Raw genomic sequence first — 20395 nt, 5'->3', positions numbered from 1 at the left:
AAGTGCTGTGTGAAGGCGAAGACAAGACGGGCGGGCGGGGCGACTGCGGCCTAGGCCGACAGGGGCCGTTGCACCTTGATCGACTGGAGCAGCCCGACGGCCACCCATACGGCGAACATCGACGATCCTCCGTACGAGACGAACGGCAGTGGGAGCCCGGCCACCGGCATGATCCCCAGGGTCATTCCGATGTTCTCGAAGGACTGGAAGGCGAACCAGGCGATGATCCCGGCGCACACGATCGTCCCGTACAGCTCGGTGGTCTCCCGGGCGATGACGCAGGCCCGCCACAGGATGACGCCCAGCAGTACCAGGATGAGCCCGGCTCCGAGGAAGCCCAGCTCCTCCCCCGCCACGGTGAAGACGAAGTCGGTCTGCTGTTCCGGCACGAACTGGCCGGTGGTCTGCGATCCGCGGAAGAGCCCGGATCCGGTCAGTCCGCCGGAGCCGATCGCGATCCGCGCCTGGTTGGTGTTGTAGCCGACGCCGGCGGGGTCGAGCTCCGGGTTGGCGAAGGCCGCGAAGCGGTTGATCTGGTACTCGTCGAGGATGCCGAGCTGCCAGATCAGGATGGCGCCGGCGGCGCCCGAGCCGAGCAGGCCCACCACCCAGCGGTTGGAGGCGCCGGAGGCCAGGAGGACGCCGAGCACGATGACGACCATGACCATGACGGAGCCGAGGTCGGGCATCAGCATGACGATGCCCATCGGGGCTGCCGCCAGGCACAGCGCCTTGACGACGGTGCGGTGGTCGGGGTGGGCGAGGTCGCCCGCGTCCACGCGGGTCGCGAGGAGCATCGCCATGCCGAGGATGATCGTGACCTTCACGAATTCCGAGGGCTGCAGCGAGAAGCCGCCGCCGATCACGATCCAGGCGTGGGCGCCGTTGATGGTGGCGCCGAGCGGGGTGAGCACGGCGAGGATCAGCACCAGGGAGAGCCCGTACAGGACCGGGACCGCGCCGCGCAGGGTGCGGTGCCCGAGCCAGATGGTGCCGATCATCAGCACGAGGCCGATGCCGGTGTTCATGGCGTGCCGGAAGAGGAAGTAGTACGGGTCCCCGTTGTTGAGCGAGGTCCGGTTGCGGGTCGCCGACCACACCAGCAGGGAGCCGAGGAGGGAGAGGGCGAGCGAGGAGAGGAGTATCGGCCAGTCGAGCCGCCGCACGACGGAGTCGCGGGCGGTCAGCTTGGCCATCGCCCCGCGCTCGGGTGCGTACCGGGAGACGGAGAACTTGTTGGCGGTGTGCATATCGGTTTCGGTCCTCAGTCGTGCTGCGCGGGGCGCTGGGCGGGCGGGCCGGCGAGCGCGGGCGGCGCCAGCTCTTCCGGGGACGGCGGCACGTACGGCCGGATCTCGGGGGAGTCGATGGAGCCGTCGGGGCGGATCCTGGGCAGTTTGGTCTCGGGCTCCAGCAGCAGGGCCTTCTTCACGTCCTGCTTGCCGGCCATGTCGAGGCCGTAGATGGCGTTGTAGATGTTGCGGACGGCGGGGCCGGCGGCCCCGGAGCCGGTGCCTCCCTGGGAGATCGTCATGACGATCGTGAAGTCGTCGGTGTAGGTCGCCAGCCACGAGGTGGTCTGCTTGCCGTAGACCTGGGCGGTGCCGGTCTTGGCCCGCATCGGGATCTTGTCGAGCGGCCAGCCGCCGAACCGCCACGCGGCGGTGCCGCCGGGCTCGACGACCATGCGCAGGCCCCTGTCGAGGTCGCTGACGGTCTTGGCGTCGATGGGCAGCCTGCCGTGGGGCCTGGGCTTGATCATTTCGACGCGCTTGCCGTCGGGGCTGATCACGGCTTTGCCGACGGTGGGGTCGTAGAGGGTGCCCCCGTTGCTGATGGCGGCGTAGGCGGTGGCCATCTGGATGGGCGTGACGAGGACGTCGCCCTGCCCGATGGCGAAGTTGATGCTGTCGAACGCCTTCAGCTGGTTGCCTTCGAGGCAGCTCTCGTAGGCGATCTGCTCGACGTAGGTGCCGCCCTTCTTGCCCTGCTTGCACCAGGAGTCCTTGTTGGCGGCCCAGAAGCTCTTCTTCCACCGGCGGTCGGGGATGCGGCCGGTGACCTCGTTCGGCAGGTCGATCCCGGTCTCGGAGCCGAGGCCGAACTCGCGGGCGGTCCGGTAGAACCAGTCGTGGGCGTCCTTCTTGGGCTTGAGGCCGCCGTCGCGCTGCCATTCCTTGTGCCCGAGGGCGTAGAAGACGGTGTTGCAGGAGAACTTGAGGGCTTCGCCGAGGGTGATGGGGCCGTGCCCCTTGGACTCGAAGTTCGCGAAGCTCCGGTTGCCCATGCTGTAGGAAGCGCTGCAGTTGTACTTGTCGTCGAAGCCGTATCCGGCCCGCACGGCCGCGCTCGCCGAGACCACCTTGAAGATGGAGCCGGCGGGGGCCTGGCCCTGGATGGCCCGGTTGAGCAGCGGGTAGTTGGAGTTCTTGCTCGTGAGGTTGGCGTAGTCCTTGGCGGAGATGCCGCCGACCCAGGCGTTGGGGTCGTAGTCGGGCTGGGAGGCCATCGCGACGACGCGGCCGGTCTTGGCCTCCATGACGACGACGGCGCCCGAGTCGGCCTCGTACTTGCGGCCGGTGATCTTGTCGGTCTCCTGACGGACGGTCTTCATCGCCTGCTGGAGCTCGAACTCGGCGACCGACTGGACCCGGGCGTCGATGCTGGTGATGAGGGTGGAACCGGGTACGCCCGGGTCGGACTCGGTCTGGTGCATGACCCGGCCGAGGTTGTCGACCTCGTAGGAGGTGACCATCGCCTTGCCGCGCAACTGCTTGTCGAAGGTGCGCTCGATCCCGGAGCGCCCGACCTGATCGGACCGCAGGTGCGGCGAGTCGGTGTCCTTGGCCTTCTGGATCTCCTCGTCGGTGACCGGCGAGAGGTAGCCGAGCACCTGGGCGGTACGGGCGCCGCCGGGCGCCGGGTAGCGGCGGACGGCGGTGGGCTCCGCGGTGATGCCGGGGAAGTCCTCCGGGCGTTCGCGGAGCTGGAGCGCCTGCTGCGTGCTGGCTCCGAGGGTGATCGGGATCGGCTGGTACGGGGAGCCGTTCCAGCAGGGCGCGGGGGTTTGGGAGTCACAGAGGCGGACCTTCTCCATGACCTCCTTGGGGGTCATGTCCAGCACGTCGGCGAGACGGGTCATGACGGCCTTGCCCCGGTCCTTCATCTTCATCAGGGCCGTGCGGCTGGCGGAGACGACCAGGCGCGTCTCGTTGTCGGCGAGCGGGACGCCCCGGGCGTCGAGGACCGGGCCGCGCACGGCGGGCCGGACGACGCGCTGGACGTGGTTGCTCTTCGCTTCGAGGTGGTATTCCTCGCCGTTGCGGATCTGGAGGTACCAGAGGCGCCCGCCGAGGGTGAGGAACATCGAGAAGACGAGCACCTGGATGATGATGAGCCTGATCTGCACCCGGGAAGTGCGGCCGGTCTCCGGAACGTTGGTCACGCCTGCTCCTCCCTCACAGCTTCTTGACGCTCTTCACACCCTTGATTCCCTTGACGCCCTTTATCCGGCCGGCCCGGTTGGCGCGGCTGCGGGCGGTCTTCATCCGCAGGCCGCCGCGCTGGCTGCCGATCCGCAGGCCGGTGCCGCCGGCCAGCCAGCCGGAGGCGATGTCCTTGCCCACCGGGGGGCCGCCGTTGGCGTCGACGGCCATCGGGTCGTTCTCCGCGCGGCGGGCCAGGGCCATGATGAACGGCACGGTGAAGGGCGCGAGCAGCAGGTCGTAGAGGACCGCGGTGAAGAGCAGTCCGGTCAGGCCCACGTGGCGGGCGGCGGTGTCGCCGACCAGGGCGCCGACTCCCGCGGAGAGCAGGGTGGAGGCGAAGGCCGCGCCGACGACGGTGAGCATCGGGCCCCAGGCGGAGCGGAAGCGTCCGGTGTCGGGGCGGACCAGGCCGGCGACGTAGCCGATGACGCACAGCACGAGCGCGTAGCGTCCGGCCGCGTGGTCGGCGGGCGGGGCCAGGTCGGCGAGCAGGCCGGCGGAGAAGCCGATGAGGGCGCCGCTGACGCACCCGTACACGAGTGCGAGGGCGACGACGGTGAGGAGAACCAGGTCGGGGACGGCTCCGGGGAGTTGGAGCCGGCCGAGGATGGAGACCTGGATGACGAGGGCGACCACGACGAGCGTGCCCGCGAGCAGGATCCGGTTGAAGCGCATGGTGGTCGGCTCCTACTCGTCGGCCGGCTTGCCGGGCGCGCTGGCCGACGGCGTGACCGTGACGGTGACCGTCGGGGTGGGTTGGGGCGCCTCGGGCTTGGGCGGCAGTACGGCGTCGCGCGGGTCCTCGCGCGGGGGCATCACGACGACGCCGACGATGTCCAGGCGCGAGAAGCCGACGAAGGGCCGGATCCAGACGGTACGGGTCAGATCGCCGCGCGAGGGGTCCACCTTGACCACCTCGCCGATCGGGACGCCGGGGACGAACGGCTTGTTGCCGCGCGAGCCGAAGGTGACGAGGCGGTCGCCCGGGTTGATCTTGGCCTTGCCGTTGAGCATCTGCACCGACAGCGCGCGGTCTCCCTGGCCGGTGGCGAAGCCGAGTTCGCCGGTCTTCTCCAGCCGGGTGCCGACGGTGAAGTCGGGGTCGTTGGCGAGGACCACGGTGGCGGTGTCGGGGCCGACGGTCGCGACCCGGCCGACGAGTCCGTCCCCGTTGAGGACGGTCATGTCGCGCTCGATGCCGTCCTTGCTGCCGGCGTCGATGGTGACGGTCCAGGAGAAGCCCTGGGCCGCTCCTATGGCGATGACCTCGGCGCCCTTGATTCCGTACTGCCCGGCGCCGGCCCGCTTGAGCATCTCGTCGAGCTCGCGGATCCGGCTGCGGGTCTGGTCGTCGCTGCCCAGCTTTGCCTTAAGCGCCGCGTTCTCGCGCTCCAGCGTGGCGATCCGGTTGTGCCGCTCGCCGGAGTCCCGTACCGCCCCTATGGCGTTGGCGACCGGGTCGACCCCCTTCGCCACGCCCTTCTCGACCGGCCCGAAGACCGCTGCGGCGGCCTGTCGGGCACCGTCGACCGGCGAGTCCTCGCCCGTCCTGATGTCCACCGTGATCAACGCGAACGCGATGGCGATCAGAAGCACCAGGAGCAGCCGGCTTTCTCGTGTGTCCCTCACGTGCGGCGGCCGTGCCTTCCTCATAGATACTCGTGCGGCGAAGCCGCTCCGGTGGAGCCGGGGCTCGCACCGGACCTTGCCTGTATATCAACGATCCGCCGCACGGGCCCGGTAGCACCCGTACGGCGGATCATTTGTGTTCCACCGGCCGGCGGCGGCCCGACTAGCGGCGGGGCTGGGCGTCCAGGACCTGCTGGAGCGCCTCGAACTCCTCGACGCACTTGCCGGATCCCAGCGCGACGGAGTCGAGCGGGTCCTCGGCGATGTGGATGGGCATGCCCGTCTCGCGGCGCAGCCGCTCGTCGAGGCCGCGCAGCAGGGCTCCGCCTCCGGTGAGGACGATGCCGCGGTCCATGATGTCGCCGGAGAGCTCCGGCGGGCACTTGTCGAGGGTGGTCTTGACCGCGTCGACGATCGCGTTGACCGGCTCCTCGATCGCCTTGCGGACCTCGGCGGCCGAGATGACCACGGTCTTGGGCAGGCCGGAGACCAGGTCGCGGCCGCGGATCTCGGTGTGCTCGTCCTTGTCGAGGTCGTACGCCGACCCGATGGTGATCTTGATCTGTTCGGCGGTGCGCTCACCGAGGAGGAGCGAGTACTCCTTCTTGATGTGCTGGATGATCGCGTTGTCCAGCTCGTCGCCGGCCACCCGGATGGACTGTGCCGTGACGATTCCGCCGAGGCTGATGACGGCGACCTCGGTGGTGCCGCCGCCGATGTCCACGACCATGTTGCCGGTGGCCTCGTGGACGGGCAGGCCGGCGCCGATGGCGGCGGCCATGGGCTCTTCGATGATGTGCACCTGGCGAGCACCTGCCTGCGTGGACGCCTCGATGACGGCGCGGCGCTCCACTCCCGTGATGCCGGAGGGTACGCAGACCACGACGCGCGGCCGGGCCAGGTAGCGGCGCTTGTGGATCTTGAGGATGAAGTACCGGAGCATTCGCTCGGTGATCTCGAAGTCGGCGATCACGCCGTCTTTGAGGGGCCGAACCGCGACGATGTTGCCGGGCGTGCGCCCGATCATCTTCTTCGCCTCGGTGCCGACCGCCAGGATGCCGCCGGTGTTCGTGTTGATGGCGACCACGGACGGCTCGTTCAGGACGATTCCCCGGCCCCTCACGTACACCAGCGTGTTGGCGGTCCCGAGGTCGATCGCCATGTCACGGCCGATGAACGACATGTTGTTCCCCTTGTTCCCCATGAGGAGCGTCTGGCCTTCCAGTTGATAGCGGCTGCTGTCAGGTCGGCGAGGTGGGTGTGTGGGTGGAGGCCCCATCGTAGTGCCGCAGGTACGGACACCGCGCGACGGGACTCCGGTAATCCCGCCGGAATGGATACCCGCCCCCATAGTGGTGACGTCGTGTCCTGTCCATGCGTTCCCGGAAGTGCCCGGTAATACCAAAGGGCGACCGAAATTACTTCGGTCGCCCCAGGTCATGAGCGCTATATGGCTGATGTTGCGTCAGTGAGGAGTGATCAGAGCGCGGGGAAGAACAGCTTCAGCTCGCGTTCGGCGGACTCCTCGGAATCCGAGGCGTGGATCAGGTTCTCCCGGGTGACGGTGCCGAAATCGCCGCGAATGGAACCGGGTGCCGCGGCGATCGGGTCGGTGGGTCCGGCCAGCTGGCGGACACCCTCGATCACGCGTTCCCCTTCGACGACCAGGGCGACGACCGGACCGCTCGCCATGAAGCCCATGAGCGGTTCGTAGAACACCTTGCCCTTGTGCTCGCCGTAGTGCGCCTCCAGGGTGTCCTGGTCCAGCGTGCGCAGCTCCAGCGCGGCAATGGTCCAGCCGGCCTTCCGCTCGATGCGGCCGACGATCTCGCCGATCAGGCCGCGACGGACGGCGTCGGGCTTGAGGAGGACGAGCGTGCGCTGGGTCATGTGGGTAACTCCTTGCGGCAAACGGGTGCGGTCCGACGAGGCTACAGGGGGCCGGGACCCCGGCGTGCGGGGCCTTCCCGGGCCGCTCCCCCGCCCGCGGCCCGCGCCTACGCCTCGGGCTGGGCCTCCGCCTGGGCCGCCCAGCCCGCCTTGATCGTGTCGATCTTGCGGCCGTAGTGGACCGAGCACCACCACAGGCCCGCGAACACCGCGCCCAGGAAGAACATCGTCGGGACCACGAAGCCGCTCAGGATCAGGCCGATCTGCAGGGCCCAGCCGATCTGCACGGCGCCGGGCCGCGACAGCATCCCGCAGAGCAGGACCGACAGCAGCATCACGACCCCGCACACCGACCAGACCGCGGCCTGGGTCAGGTCCGGGTCCTTCATGGCCACGAGGCCCGCGAACCCGACCACGAAGAATTCGCCGATCAGCGTCGAAGCACACAGCGTGCGCATTCCCTCAGCCCCTCTTCAGCAGCAGGCGGGCCTCGCCCACCGTGATCACGGACCCGGTCACCAGGACCCCGGCCCCTCCGTACTCCGCCTCTTCCTCCGCCAGCGTGATCGCCGCCTCCAGGGCGTCGTCCAGCCGCGGCTCCACCTGGACCCGGTCCGGCCCGAAGACCTCGACCGCCACCGCCGCCAGGGCGTCGGCGGACATCGCCCGGTGGCTGGTGTTCTCCGTGATCACGACCTCGGCGAAGATCGGCTCGAAGGCCTCGAAGAGCCCCCGCACATCCTTGCCCTCGCTCGCGCCCACGACGCCGATGAGCCGGCTGAAGCCGAAGGCCTCGGTCACCGCCTCGGCCGTGACCAGCGCCCCGGCCGGGTTGTGCGCGGCGTCCAGGACCACCGTCGGGCTGCGCCGCACGACCTCCATGCGGCCGGGCGAGGTCACCGAGGCGAAGGCCTTGCGCACCGTGTCCGCGTCCAGCACCCGCGCGTGGTCCGCGCCGATCCCGAAGAAGGCTTCGACCGCCGCCAGGGCCACCGCCGCGTTGTGCGCCATGTGGGCGCCGTACAGCGGCAGGAAGATCCCGTCGTACTCGCCGCCCAGGCCGCGCAGCGTCAGCTGCTGTCCGCCCACCGCGACCTCGCGCGTGACGACACCGAACTCCATGCCTTCTCGGGCCACCGTCGCGTCGACCTCGACGGCCTTCTTGAGCAGCACCTGCGCCGCGTCCACCGGCTGCTGCGCCAGGATCACGGTGGCGCCCTGCTTGATGACCCCGCCCTTCTCCACGGCGATCTCACCGGGCGTGGAGCCGAGCCGGTCCGTGTGGTCCAGGCTGATCGGGGTGACCACGGCGACCGCCGCGTCGATCACGTTGGTCGCGTCCCAGGTGCCGCCCATGCCGACCTCGATCACGGCCGCGTCGACCGGAGCGTCCGCGAACGCCGCGTAGGCCATGCCGGTGAGGACCTCGAAGAACGACAGCCGGAACTCCTCGGCCGCGTCCACCATCTCCACGTACGGCTTGATGTCGTGGTACGTCTCGACGAACCGCTCGGCCGTGATCGGCGCCCCGTCCAGGCTGATCCGCTCGGTGACCGACTGCACGTGCGGGCTGGTGTAGCGCCCGGTGCGCAGCTCGAAGGCGTTCAGCAGCGCCTCGATCATGCGGGCGGTGCTCGTCTTGCCGTTGGTGCCGGTGACGTGGATGGTGGGGTACGCGCGCTGCGGCTCGCCCAGGACGTCCATCAGCGCGGCGATCCGCGTGACGGACGGCTCCAGCTTGGTCTCGCCCCAGCGGCCCGCCAGCTCCTGCTCCACCTCCCGCAGCGCATCGGCCACCTCGGGATCGGCGGGCACGTCGGGTACCGGTTCGCCCTGAGGTGGACCGGCCTGCGCGCGCAGGGTGCGGCTGCCCGCAGCGATCACCGCCAGGTCGGGATCGCGGTCGGACTCTTCCGCCACGATCTGGTCGAACTCGTCGAAGCTGTCATCGTGGCTCTCGGGCTGCTGCTCACTCACGGGACCAGTCTACGGACGAGGGCCGGGGGGACTTTCGGCCTGGTCCCTTCGAGACCTTCGGCGGCGGAGGCGACCGGATCCCCGTGCAAGCCTTGCGAGCAGGAGATAGGGGAATAAATGCCGCAGGCCAGCACCAACAAGACAGCTTCCAGCCGCGACATAGGGATAGACCTGGGAACCGCCAACACCCTCGTCTACGCACGCGGACACGGCATCGTCCTCAATGAGCCGTCCGTGGTGGCGGTCAGGGCCGGCACGACCACCGCCCTGGCCGTCGGCATCGAGGCCAAGGAGACCATCGGCCGCACCCCCGGCTCCATCACCGCCGTCCGCCCGCTCAAGGACGGCGTGATCTGCGACTACGAGGCCGCCGAGGAGATGATCCGGCACTTCGTCCGCAAGGCCGTCCCCGGACGCCGGGTGCGCACCCGCATGGTGATCTGCGTACCGTCCGGAGTCACCCAGGTGGAGCGGCGGGCCATCATCCACGCCTCCACCCGGGCCGGAGCCAAGACCGTGCACCTCATCGAGGAACCGATGGCCGCCGCGATCGGGGCAGGGCTGCCCGTGTCCGAGCCGCGCGGCTCGATGGTCGTCGACATCGGCGGCGGCACCTCGGAGGTCGCCGTCATCTCGCTGGGCGGCATCGTCACCTCCCGGTCGCTGCGGGTCGGCGGTGACCGGCTGGACGCCGCGATCATGGACTACGTCCGCAAGGAGCACGGCCTGCTCATCGGCGAGCGCACCGCCGAGAACGTCAAGATCGCCATCGGCTCCGCGTGGCCGGTGCCCGGCCTGCCGGAGCTGGAGACGCGCACGTTCACCGTGCGGGGCCGGGAGAAGGTCGGCGGCATGCCCCTGACGCTCCAGCTCGGCGCCGGCGACGTGCGGACGGCCCTCGGCGAGCCCCTCGAGGCGATCATCGCCGCGGTGCGCAGCACCCTGGAGGAATGCCCGCCCGAACTGTCCGGCGACGTCATGGAGCACGGCATCGTCCTGACCGGCGGCGGCGCGCTGCTGCCCGGCCTCGACCTGCGGATGGCCTCCTCGACCGGGATCCCGGTCTTCGTGGCGGACGCGCCCCTGGACTGCGTGGCCCTGGGATCGGGTCGGTGCGTGGAGGACATGGACGCGCTCAGCGGCCTGCTCGCCCCGGCGAAGGCCTAGACGGCCTACCTGTACGGCCGCCCGCAGGGCCGTCCCCCTATCCCTTCGGGAGGGTGGCCACTACCTGGTACGAGCCCTCCGTGCGCCTCGCCGTCAGGGTGCCGCCCAGGCTGCGCACGCGCTCGGACATGCTCGCGGTGCCCGACCCCGCCGACACCGGGGCCCGGGTCGGACCGCGCTCCGCGAGCCCGTTGCTGACGGCGATCCGCAGCTGTGGGCCGTCCGCCGCGATGGACACGTCGATGGTCTGGCCGCGGGCGTGCTTGGCGGCATTGGTCAGGCACTCCTGGACCACCCGGTAGACCGCCGCCTGCCGCAGCGGCGACAGCCCGTGCACCTCCGGATCCAGGGCGAGCCGTACGGGGGAACCCGCGCGCCCGCTCTCCTGGGCCAGGGCCGCCAGCCCCTCCACGCCCGGGGTCGCCGCCCGCTCCCCGCGCTGCACGATGATCTCGTTGAGCACCAGGTGGGCCCGGCGGGCGGTGTCCGCGAGCTCTTCGAAGTCCTTGGCGTACGCCGTCTCGCGCGCCCGCATCGACAGCACCTCGGAGCGGACCGTGAGCAGGGTCAGCTCGCGCCCGACGAAATCGTGGACGTCGCGGGCGACGGAGGTCCGCTCCTGCTGGACGGCCTGCAGGACTGCGGACTCGGCGCGCCGGGCGTCGAGCTCGTGCACGAGGTCCTGGCGGTAGGCGGCGATGCCGACGGCCGAGGCGAGGACACCGATGGGCACGACGAGGCTCAGGAAGGCGCTGAGGGTCTCGACCCGCGGCTCGGGCCACCCGGGCACCCAGAAAAGGATCAGCGCGAAGACCAGGTACCCGACGGTGGCGAGGATTCCGGCGCGGCGCCCCCGGTAGCGGCCGACGGAGTACAGGGCGAACTGGATCAGCGTGAGCTCGTGGAGCCAGCCGATGAAGAGCAGCGCGGTCAGGTACGCGACCCAGGGCGCGCGCCGCCGCACCAGCAGGCCGAGGCAGCCCAGGGCGAGCACGACGGCGGCGAGCGGTCCGCTCAGGGAGTTGTCGGCGGCGGCCAGGCCCGGCAGGTCCAGCGCCATCAGGGCGAAGCAGCCGGCGGCCGTGAGCACGTCTATCGCCCGCGGTGACCCTGCCCAGCCCTCGCTGAGCCGGCGGCCGGAGGCCGCGGCCCAGTGGAGCGCCGAGGCAACGGGCTTGGGGGGCATGCCCTCCATCATCCGTGGTCGCCGGCGCGGATCCGGTCCGCTGCCGTCCCCCGGGGCGTGACATGCGGCACGTCGGATGTTTCATGACATAGCAGGTACGGATGACGCGAAGGCCCCCACGCCGCCGACCGACGGCGTGGGGGCCTTCGCCTGTGCCTGTGCCCGGGCTCCGCGAGCCTGACGGACCCTACGCGTCGGGCAGGGCGGCCAGCTGGGCCTGGAGCCGCGCGATGTCCGCGTCGGCCTTGGCGAGGCGGCCCTTGATCTTGTCCACGACGTTGTCGGGCGCCTTGGCGATGAACGCCTCGTTGCCGAGCTTGCCCTCCGCCTGCTGCTTCTCCTTCTCGGCGGCGGCCAGGTCCTTGCTCAGCCGCTTGCGCTCCGCCGGGACGTCGATGGTGCCCGACAGGTCGAGGGCGACGGTGGCGCCGGCCACTGGCAGGGTCGCGGTGGCGTGGAACTCCTCGCCCTCCGGCTGGAGGCGCAGGAGCTGGCGGATGGCACCCTCGTGCGCGGCGAGCTGCGTACCCGCCAGGTCCAGGCGGGCCGGGACCTTCTGGCCGTCCTGCAGCCCCTGCTCCTTGCGGAACCGGCGGACCTCGGTGACGACCGACCGGACGCTCCCGATCTCGGCTTCGGCGGCCTCGTCGCGGAAACCGCTGTCCTTCGGCCAGTCGGCGATCACCAGCGACTCGCGCCCGGTCAGCGTGGTCCACAGCGTCTCGGTGACGAAGGGGACCACCGGGTGCAGCAGCCGCAGCATGACGTCGATGACCTCGCCCAGGACCCGCCCGGAGACCTTGGCCTGCTCGCCGCCCGCGAAGAACGTCGTCTTCGACAGCTCGACGTACCAGTCGAAGACCTCGTCCCACGCGAAGTGGTAGAGGGCGTCCGACAGCTTCGAGAACTGGTAGTCCTCGTAGTACGCGTCGACCTCGGCCACGGTCTTGCCCAGCCGCGACAGGATCCAGCGGTCGGTCGCCGACATCTGCTCGGCGGTCGGCAGCTCGCCCTCGATCGTGGCGCCGTTCATCAGCGCGAAGCGCGTGGCGTTCCAGATCTTGTTGGCGAACTTGCTGGAGGCCTGGACCCAGTCCTCGCCGATCGGGACGTCGACACCCGGGTTGGCGCCGCGGGCCAGCGTGAAGCGGACGGCGTCGGAACCGTACTTGTCCATCCAGTCCAGCGGGTTGACCGCGTTGCCGAAGGACTTCGACATCTTCTTGCCGCGCTCGTCGCGGACCATGCCGTGCAGGGCGATGGTGTGGAACGGCGGGGTGCCGTCCATCGCGTACAGGCCGAACATCATCATCCGGGCGACCCAGAAGAAGAGGATGTCGTAGCCCGTGACCAGCACGGCGTTCGGGTAGAACTTCGCCAGGCTGTCGGTCTGCCGCGGCCAGCCGAGCGTGGAGAACGGCCACAGGCCGGAGGAGAACCAGGTGTCCAGGACGTCCGTGTCCTGGGTCCAGCCCTCGCCGGCCGGCGGCTGCTCGTCGGGGCCGACGCAGACGATCTCGCCGTTCGGGCCGTACCAGACGGGGATCCGGTGGCCCCACCACAGCTGGCGCGAGATGCACCAGTCGTGGAGGTTGTCGACCCAGTCGAAGTAGCGCTTCTCCATCTCCTGCGGGTGGATCTTGACCTTGCCGTCGCGGACCGCGTCACCGGCGGCCTTGGCGAGCGGGCCGACCTTGACCCACCACTGGAGCGACAGACGGGGCTCGATGGTGGTCTTGCAGCGCGAGCAGTGGCCGACGGAGTGGGTGTACGGGCGCTTCTCGGCGACGATCCGGCCGTCGGCGCGCAGCGCGGCGACGATGGCGGAGCGGGCCTCGAGCCGGTCCAGGCCCTGGAAGGGGCCGTGGGCGGTGATGATGGCGTGCTCGTCCATGACGGCGAGGTTGGGCAGGCCGTGGCGCTGACCGATCTCGAAGTCGTTGGGGTCGTGCGCCGGGGTCACCTTGACGGCGCCGGTACCGAACTCGGGGTCGACGTGCTCGTCGGCGACGATCGGGATGCGGCGGCCGGTCAGCGGCAGCTCGATCTCGGTGCCGACCATGTGCTTGTAGCGCTCGTCCTCGGGGTGGACGGCAACGGCGGTGTCGCCCAGCATCGTCTCGGCGCGGGTGGTCGCGACGACGATGGAGTTCTCCCCGTCGCCGTACCGGATGGAGACGAGCTCACCGTCGTCGTCCTGGTACTCGACCTCGATGTCGGAGATCGCGGTGAGGCACCGCGGGCACCAGTTGATGATGCGCTCGGCGCGGTAGATCAGTTCGTCGTCGTACAGCTTCTTGAAGATGGTCTGGACGGCCTCGGAGAGGCCCTCGTCCATGGTGAAGCGCTCGCGCGACCAGTCGACGCCGTCGCCGAGACGGCGCATCTGACCGGAGATCTGACCGCCGGACTCGCCCTTCCACTGCCAGACGCGCTCGACGAACGCCTCACGGCCCAGGTCGTGGCGGGACTTGCCCTCCTTGGCGAGCTCGCGCTCGACGACGTTCTGGGTCGCGATGCCGGCGTGGTCCATGCCGGGCTGCCACAGGGTCTCGTAGCCCTGCATGCGCTTGCGGCGGGTCAGCGCGTCGATGAGCGTGTGCTCGAACGCGTGCCCGAGGTGGAGGCTTCCGGTGACGTTCGGCGGCGGAATGACGATGGCGTACGGAGGCTTCTCGCTCTTCTCGTCCGCCTCGAAGTACCCACGCTCTACCCAGCGCTCGTAGAGCTTCCCCTCTACATCGGCCGGCGCGTACTGGGTCGGCAGTTCGGAGTCGGGGCTGCTGGGTGTCTGCGTGTTCTCGGTCACGGGGCACAGTTTAGAGCCGTAACAGTCCAGTCATGAAACCGGCTTTAGCGGGGCCCGGCGCCCAGCACCGCCCGGGCTTCCGCCAGGATGTGTGGGACGCATAAGCAACCTCATGGGGGGACGCGGGATGAGCTACAACCAGCCGGGACCGTACGGGGGCCAGCAGCCGCAGCAGCCCGGGCCTTACGGGCAACAGCCGCAGCAGCCGGGGCCCTACGGACAGCCCGGGCCCTACGGGCAGCAGCCCGGCGCGCAGCCCGGATACGGGTACCCGCAGCAGGCCCCTCAGGGAGTACCGCAGCAGGGCTACCCCCAGCAGCCCGGCTACCCGCAGCAGCAGCCGCAGCAGCCCCCGTACGGCGGCGGCTACCAGCAGCCTCCGTACGGCGCGACGCCCCCGAAGAAGTCGAAGGCCGGCGTGATCGTCGCCGTGGTCCTGGCGGTCGCCGTGATCGCGGGCGGCGGGTACTGGTTCATGACCAAGGGCGCGGGCAACGGCGACGTCTCCGCCTCCACCAAGGGCTACAAGATCGTGCCGCCGGCGACGGTGAACGACTTCAAGAAGAGCGCCAAGGACGGCGACAGCACCATGGACGCCCAGGAGAAGAAGGAGACCGAGGCGATCGGGATCAAGAATCCGACCAAGGTCGGGGCGGGCTACGAGATCAAGAACGCGGCCAAGCCCCTCGAGGGCAAGTCCCTCAACTTCTCCGGCTTCTACGGCGAGATCGCGGACCCCGCGAAGACCCTCGACGCCTCCTTCCAACTGATGAAGACCTCCAGCCTGAGCAAGCAGGACAAGGACGCCGACATCCAGTTCATCGGCTCCCCCGAGACCTTCAAGCCGGCCGGGTTCAGCGGGGCCCTGATGAAGTGCCAGGAGGTGAAGCTCGTCTCCAAGAAGCCCTCCACCAACCCGCTGCAGCCCAAGGAGATCACGATGCCGATGTGCATCTGGACCGACTACAGCACCATGGGCATGACGATCAGCATCGACATCGGCAAGATGGCGACCGGGGCCAAGGGCTACACCCTGGCCCAGAACGCCGAGCTGAGCGCGACGCTCTACAACACCGGCCGCGCGAAGAAGTAACCGCGCCCGCCCGTGCGACATGAGGAAGGGCGCCCCCGGTCCGGGGGCGCCCTTCCTCATGTGTGCGTGCCGGCTACGCCGACTTCTCGTGCGGGCCCTGGTCCTTCGGGACGATGCGCGGGACCAGCGTCGGGTTGACGTTGGAGCGGACCACGTCCGAGGTGATGACCACGCGGGCCACGTCCTTGCGGGACGGGACCTCGTACATCACCGACATCAGGACCTCTTCCATGATGGCGCGCAGGCCGCGCGCGCCGGTCTGGCGCAGGATCGCCTGGTCCGCGATGGCTTCCAGCGCCTCGCGCTCGAAGTCAAGCTCCACACCGTCGAGTTCGAACAGCCGCTGGTACTGCTTCACCAGGGCGTTGCGCGGCTCGATGAGGATCTGGAGCAGGGCCTCCCGGTCCAGGTTGTGCACGGAGGTGATGACGGGCAGGCGGCCGATGAACTCGGGAATCATCCCGAACTTCACCAGGTCCTCCGGCATGACCTCCTGGAACTGGTTGCTCGCCTCGATCTCGCGCTTCGACCGGATCGTCGCCCCGAAGCCGATCCCCTTCGCGCCGGCGCGCGATTCGATGATCCGCTCCAGGCCCGAGAAGGCGCCGCCCACGATGAACAGGACGTTCGTCGTGTCGATCTGGATGAACTCCTGGTGCGGGTGCTTGCGTCCGCCCTGCGGCGGTACGGAAGCGGTCGTGCCTTCCAGGATCTTCAGGAGGGCCTGCTGCACGCCCTCGCCGCTCACGTCGCGCGTGATCGACGGGTTCTCGCTCTTGCGGGCGACCTTGTCGATCTCGTCGATGTAGATGATCCCGGTCTCGGCCTTCTTGACGTCGTAGTCGGCCGCCTGGATCAGCTTGAGCAGGATGTTCTCGACGTCCTCGCCGACGTACCCGGCCTCCGTCAGCGCCGTCGCGTCCGCGATGGCGAACGGGACGTTGAGCATGCGGGCGAGCGTCTGCGCCAACAGCGTCTTGCCGGAGCCCGTGGGGCCCAGCAGCAGGATGTTGGACTTCGCGAGCTCGATCGCGTCGTCCTTGCCCTGCGCGCCGCCGTTCTCACCGGCCTGGACGCGCTTGTAGTGGTTGTACACCGCGACCGAGAGCGCCTTCTTCGCCGGCTCCTGGCCGACGACGTAGCTCTCGAGGAACTCGTAGATCTCACGGGGCTTGGGGAGTTCCTCCCACCGGACCTCGGAGGTCTCCGCGAGTTCCTCTTCGATGATCTCGTTGCAGAGGTCGATGCACTCGTCGCAGATGTACACACCGGGTCCCGCGATGAGCTTCTTCACCTGCTTCTGGCTCTTTCCGCAGAACGAGCACTTGAGCAGGTCGCCGCCGTCACCGATGCGTGCCACGAGGTACTTCCCCTTCGCCTGGGAGACGCCTGGTTCAGCGCTCCTGGTGCCTCATATCCGACGGTACCTTGCCGGGGGCCCCGTGCGGGGCCCCCTTGACGTGGTTCACATCGCCCAATCCGGCGACGTGCCCACGCCAACTGGAGGCAAGGATCAGTGCGAGGTCTTGCGCGTGGCGACGACCTGGTCGATCAGGCCGTAGGCCAGCGCGTCCTCGGCAGTGAGGATCTTGTCGCGCTCGATGTCGTCGCGGATCTTCTCGAGCGGCGTCGAGGAGTGCTTGGCCAGCATGTTCTCCAGCTGGTCGCGCATGCGCAGGATCTCGTTGGCCGCGATCTCCAGGTCGGAGAGCTGCTCGCGGCCGGTGCCACCGGAGGGCTGGTGGATGAGCACACGGGCGTTCGGCAGCGCCATGCGCTTGCCGGGGGCGCCCGCGGCGAGCAGGACGGCAGCGGCGGAGGCCGCCTGGCCCATGCAGACCGTCGAGATGTCCGGCTTCACGAACTGCATCGTGTCGTAGATGGCCGTCAGCGCGGTGAAGGAGCCGCCGGGGCTGTTGATGTACAGGTAGATGTCGCGGTCCGGGTCCATCGACTCCAGGCACAGCAGCTGCGCCATGACGTCGTTGGCGGAGGCGTCGTCGATCTGCACGCCGAGGAAGATGATGCGCTCCTCGAAGAGCTTCGCGTACGGGTCGTACTCGCGCACGCCCTGCGAGGTGCGCTCCACGAAGCGCGGCACGACGTAACGGTTGTCCACCGGCGCGCCGGTGTAGAGGCCGCTCGCGGGAGAAAGGTTGTTCATGTGCATCTGGGTGTTCACCATCCTGGTGGCGTTCTGCGGGCTGAGGCTTGCCTGGTGCGGGCGGGCGCGGGGGCTCCCGTACGGGAGCCCGCGCGCCGGGGCCGGGATCAGGCCCCGGTGCCGCCGCCACCCGGGACCAGCGACGCGGCGGAGATGATCTCGTCGATGAGGCCGTAAGCCTTGGCCTCTTCCGCCGTGTACCAGCGGTCGCGGTCGCCGTCGCGGATGATCGTCTCCACGGTCTGGCCGGAGTGGTGGGCGGTGATCTCAGCCATGCGCTGCTTCGTGCGCAGCAGGTACTGGGCCTGGATCTTGATGTCCGAGGCGGTGCCGCCGATGCCGGCGGAGCCCTGGTGCATCAGGATGTCGGTGTTCGGGAGCGAAAAGCGCTTGCCCGCGGTGCCGCCGGTGAGCAGGAACTGGCCCATGGAGGCCGCCATGCCCATACCGATGGTGACGACGTCGTTCGGGATGTACTGCATGGTGTCGTAGACCGCCATGCCCGCCGTCACCGAGCCACCGGGGCTGTTGATGTACAGGTAGATGTCCTTCTCCGGCTCGGCGGCCAGGAGGAGGAGCTGCGCCGTGATCTTGTTGGCGATGTCGTCGTCGACCTGCTGGCCGAGGAAGATGATGCGCTCGCCGAGCAGCCGGTTGTAGACATGGTCGCCGAGGCCGCCACCGATGGACGGCTCACCCGCGGCGTAAGGCTTCAGATTCGTCACGTATCCACCTGCTCGTCTCCGACGGCCATGTGCCGTCTCAGCGTCTCGTTCTGGGGCTCGGACCAACCGGTGCGGACGATGTCCGCCGGTGTCGGGTACTCCCGTGCCCTCGTATTCATGGACCCTAACGCGCAGGTAGGACAACGCCATCCCGCTTCCCGAACTGTTCGCTCGGAGCGCAAGGTCCGGAGCCGGTCCCGGAGGGCCTGCGACGGGCAAGCCGAAGGGCCCGGACGCGACTGCGTACGGGCCCTCCGGACCATGCTCGGGTACTGCTCAGTGGGGGTGACCCCGGGTGTTACTTGGCTTCGTCGGCCGCGGTCTCGCCGTCGGCCTCGACGGTCTCGGCGGACGCCTCGACCTCGTCCTCGTCGTCGGAGAGGTCGACGACCTCACCGTTGGTGTCGGTCACCTTGGCGACCTCGACGACGGCCGCGAGGGCCTTGCCGCGGGCGACCTCGCCGACGAGCATCGGAACCTGACCGCCCTCGACGACGGCCTGGGCGAACTGGTCGGGGGACATGCCGGAGGAGGCAGCGCGCCGCATGAGGTGCTCGGTGAGCTCCTCCTGGTTGACGTTCAGCTTCTCCTTGTTGACCAGCTCGTCGAGGACGAACTGGGTCTTGATGCCCTTGATCGCCTGCTCGGCGGTCTCGGCGTCGAACTCCTCGACCGTCTTGCCCTGGATCTCGAGGTACTTCTCGATGGAAAGACCCATCTGGCCGAGCTGGTGGTGCTCGAGGTTGTGCTTGCGGGTCTGGACCTCGTCCGCGAGGAGCTTCTCGGGGATCGGGACCTCGACGAGCTCGAGGAGCTTCTCCAGCACGCGCTCCTGGGCCTGCGTGGCCTGGTCGTACTGCTTCATGTTCTCGAGGCGCTTGCGGCTGTCCGCCTTCAGCTCCTCCAGGGTGTCGAACTCGCTCGCCATGCCGGCGAACTCGTCGTCCAGCTCCGGGAGCTCGCGGGCGGAGACCTTGGAGACCTTGACGGTGACCTCGGCGTCCTTGCCCTCGGCGGAGCCGCCCTTCAGCTGGGAGGTGAAGGTGGCCTCGCCACCGGCCTCCAGGCCCTTGACGGCCTCGTCGATGCCTTCGAGCAGCTCGCCCGAGCCGATGGTGTAGGAGACGTCCTGGGCGACACCGTCCTCCAGCACCTCCCCGTCGACCTTGGCCTCGAGGTCGATCGTGACGACGTCGCCGTCCTGGGCGGCGCGCTCGACGTCCTTGGTGGACGCGAAACGGCCGCGCAGCTGCTCGACCGACTTCTCGACCTCCTCGTCGGAGACCTCGATGGCGTCCACGGTGACCTCGATGCCGGAGTAGTCCGGGATCTCGATCGCGGGACGGATGTCGACCTCGGCGGTGAAGGCCAGCAGCTCGCCGTCCTTCAGCTCCGTGATGTCGACCTCGGGCTGGCCCAGCGGGTTCAGGTCGGCCTCGTTGACCGCCTCGGTGTAGAACTTCGGGAGGGCGTCGTTGACGGCCTCCTCCAGCACCGCACCGCGGCCGAAGCGCTGGTCGATGACGCGGGCCGGGATCTTGCCCTTGCGGAAGCCCTTCACCGTGACCTGCTGGTTGATCTTCTTGTAGGCCGCGTCGAGGCTGTCCTTGAGCTCCTCGAAGGGCACCTCAACAGTGAGCCGAACCCGAGTCGGGTTCAGGGTCTCCACGGCGCTCTTCACGGTTCGGTCTCCTTGTGGCTGACTGCTGGGGGGCTCTGCTGTCGCCGCGACTCAGCGGTTCTCAGCGGATCGGGCCCGGTACATCAGACACACGGGCACGCAGCTTGCATAGTAGCCGCAAGCGGCAATCAGCCCACAACGCGATCATCGACGCGGTCTCCGCGAAGGTTCGCGGGCAGACGCGCGGAGAGGGCGGAGAGGGTGCAGACATGGAGACGCCGGCGGGAGACGGATCTCCCTCTGGGCGCTTTCCTGCTGGTCGGGGTGGCCGGATTCGAACCGACGACCTTCCGCTCCCAAAGCGGACGCGCTACCAAGCTGCGCCACACCCCGTCGGTGCGACACGTAGGGTACATGCCCGAAGACCCTCCGCCGTGCGGAGTTTTCACGAAAGCGCCGGCACTCGCGCACCCGGGTCCGAAATGCGGTGTGCGATCCGCCGCCCCGACCCGCTAGGATGCTGTCCGTGCCGCGGTCCCCGGACCTGCGGAGCACGTAGTGCGGGTGTAGCTCAATGGTAGAGCACTAGTCTTCCAAACTAGCTACGCGGGTTCGATTCCCGTCACCCGCTCAGAGACCGAAAGGG

Annotated in this window: 16 protein-coding genes and 2 tRNA genes; 3 read left to right on the top strand and 15 right to left on the bottom strand. The window is 69.2% G+C overall.

Annotated elements, in window-relative coordinates; all coding sequences use genetic code 11:
• Positions 1-50: 50 nt before the first annotated feature.
• From rodA to ACFWBY_RS07005, 8 genes are all read right to left on the bottom strand, one after another.
• On the bottom strand, positions 51-1250 hold the full coding sequence (gene rodA, locus ACFWBY_RS07040; protein ID WP_385337383.1) for a rod shape-determining protein RodA: 1200 nt from the start codon (positions 1248-1250) through the stop codon (positions 51-53).
• Between the two features lie 14 nt (positions 1251-1264).
• Positions 1265-3445 (bottom strand): penicillin-binding protein 2, encoded by a 2181-nt coding sequence (mrdA, locus tag ACFWBY_RS07035; protein WP_385337386.1) that lies wholly within the window; start codon positions 3443-3445, stop codon positions 1265-1267.
• A gap of 13 nt (positions 3446-3458) precedes the next feature.
• On the bottom strand, positions 3459-4163 hold the full coding sequence (gene mreD / locus ACFWBY_RS07030; protein ID WP_385337389.1) for a rod shape-determining protein MreD: 705 nt from the start codon (positions 4161-4163) through the stop codon (positions 3459-3461).
• Between the two features lie 12 nt (positions 4164-4175).
• Positions 4176-5117 carry a rod shape-determining protein MreC gene (mreC, locus tag ACFWBY_RS07025; protein ID WP_385337392.1) on the bottom strand — a complete coding sequence of 314 codons (942 nt, stop codon included), beginning with the start codon at positions 5115-5117 and terminating at the stop codon, positions 4176-4178.
• Between the two features lie 163 nt (positions 5118-5280).
• Positions 5281-6300: a rod shape-determining protein gene (locus ACFWBY_RS07020; protein ID WP_112453164.1), complete on the bottom strand. Its 1020-nt coding sequence runs from the start codon at positions 6298-6300 to the stop codon at positions 5281-5283.
• Positions 6301-6596: 296 nt separating this feature from the next.
• On the bottom strand, positions 6597-7007 hold the full coding sequence (gene ndk, locus ACFWBY_RS07015) for a nucleoside-diphosphate kinase (protein WP_385337395.1): 411 nt from the start codon (positions 7005-7007) through the stop codon (positions 6597-6599).
• Positions 7008-7114: 107 nt separating this feature from the next.
• On the bottom strand, positions 7115-7465 hold the full coding sequence (locus tag ACFWBY_RS07010) for a DUF4233 domain-containing protein (protein WP_385337398.1): 351 nt from the start codon (positions 7463-7465) through the stop codon (positions 7115-7117).
• A 4-nt stretch (positions 7466-7469) separates the two neighbouring features.
• Entirely contained in the window at positions 7470-8984 is a 1515-nt protein-coding gene (locus tag ACFWBY_RS07005; protein WP_385337401.1) for a bifunctional folylpolyglutamate synthase/dihydrofolate synthase, read from the bottom strand.
• Between the two features lie 117 nt (positions 8985-9101).
• Between ACFWBY_RS07005 and ACFWBY_RS07000 the strand changes: the two genes are divergently transcribed.
• Positions 9102-10151 (top strand): rod shape-determining protein, encoded by a 1050-nt coding sequence (locus tag ACFWBY_RS07000; protein WP_385337404.1) that lies wholly within the window; start codon positions 9102-9104, stop codon positions 10149-10151.
• Positions 10152-10188: 37 nt separating this feature from the next.
• On the opposite strand, the gene ACFWBY_RS06995 is transcribed toward ACFWBY_RS07000, so the two are convergent.
• On the bottom strand, positions 10189-11337 hold the full coding sequence (locus tag ACFWBY_RS06995; protein ID WP_385337407.1) for a sensor histidine kinase: 1149 nt from the start codon (positions 11335-11337) through the stop codon (positions 10189-10191).
• A 187-nt stretch (positions 11338-11524) separates the two neighbouring features.
• Positions 11525-14146, bottom strand: coding sequence for a valine--tRNA ligase (locus ACFWBY_RS06990; protein ID WP_385337410.1), 2622 nt, complete (start codon positions 14144-14146; stop codon positions 11525-11527).
• Positions 14147-14273: 127 nt separating this feature from the next.
• Between ACFWBY_RS06990 and ACFWBY_RS06985 the strand changes: the two genes are divergently transcribed.
• Positions 14274-15239, top strand: coding sequence for a hypothetical protein (locus ACFWBY_RS06985; RefSeq protein WP_385337413.1), 966 nt, complete (start codon positions 14274-14276; stop codon positions 15237-15239).
• Positions 15240-15312: 73 nt separating this feature from the next.
• Here the strand turns inward: ACFWBY_RS06985 and clpX are convergent, their stop codons facing one another.
• From clpX to ACFWBY_RS06960, 5 genes are all read right to left on the bottom strand, one after another.
• Positions 15313-16599, bottom strand: coding sequence for an ATP-dependent Clp protease ATP-binding subunit ClpX (clpX, locus tag ACFWBY_RS06980; protein WP_327252747.1), 1287 nt, complete (start codon positions 16597-16599; stop codon positions 15313-15315).
• A 153-nt stretch (positions 16600-16752) separates the two neighbouring features.
• Positions 16753-17424 (bottom strand): ATP-dependent Clp protease proteolytic subunit, encoded by a 672-nt coding sequence (locus tag ACFWBY_RS06975; RefSeq protein WP_385337416.1) that lies wholly within the window; start codon positions 17422-17424, stop codon positions 16753-16755.
• An 86-nt stretch (positions 17425-17510) separates the two neighbouring features.
• Positions 17511-18128, bottom strand: coding sequence for an ATP-dependent Clp protease proteolytic subunit (locus ACFWBY_RS06970; protein ID WP_385337419.1), 618 nt, complete (start codon positions 18126-18128; stop codon positions 17511-17513).
• Positions 18129-18426: 298 nt separating this feature from the next.
• A complete protein-coding gene (gene tig, locus ACFWBY_RS06965; protein WP_385337422.1) occupies positions 18427-19809 on the bottom strand; it encodes a trigger factor in 1383 nt (460 codons plus the stop codon).
• A 256-nt stretch (positions 19810-20065) separates the two neighbouring features.
• Positions 20066-20142, bottom strand: a tRNA-Pro gene (locus ACFWBY_RS06960).
• A gap of 167 nt (positions 20143-20309) precedes the next feature.
• Here ACFWBY_RS06960 and ACFWBY_RS06955 point away from each other — a divergent pair.
• Positions 20310-20380, top strand: a tRNA-Gly gene (locus ACFWBY_RS06955).
• Positions 20381-20395 lie beyond the last annotated feature (15 nt).

The sequence above is a fragment of the Streptomyces sp. NPDC060049 genome (assembly GCF_042736715.1).
Taxonomy (GTDB): Bacteria; Actinomycetota; Actinomycetes; order Streptomycetales; family Streptomycetaceae; genus Streptomyces.
This window is presented reverse-complemented; position numbering and strand designations above follow the sequence as displayed.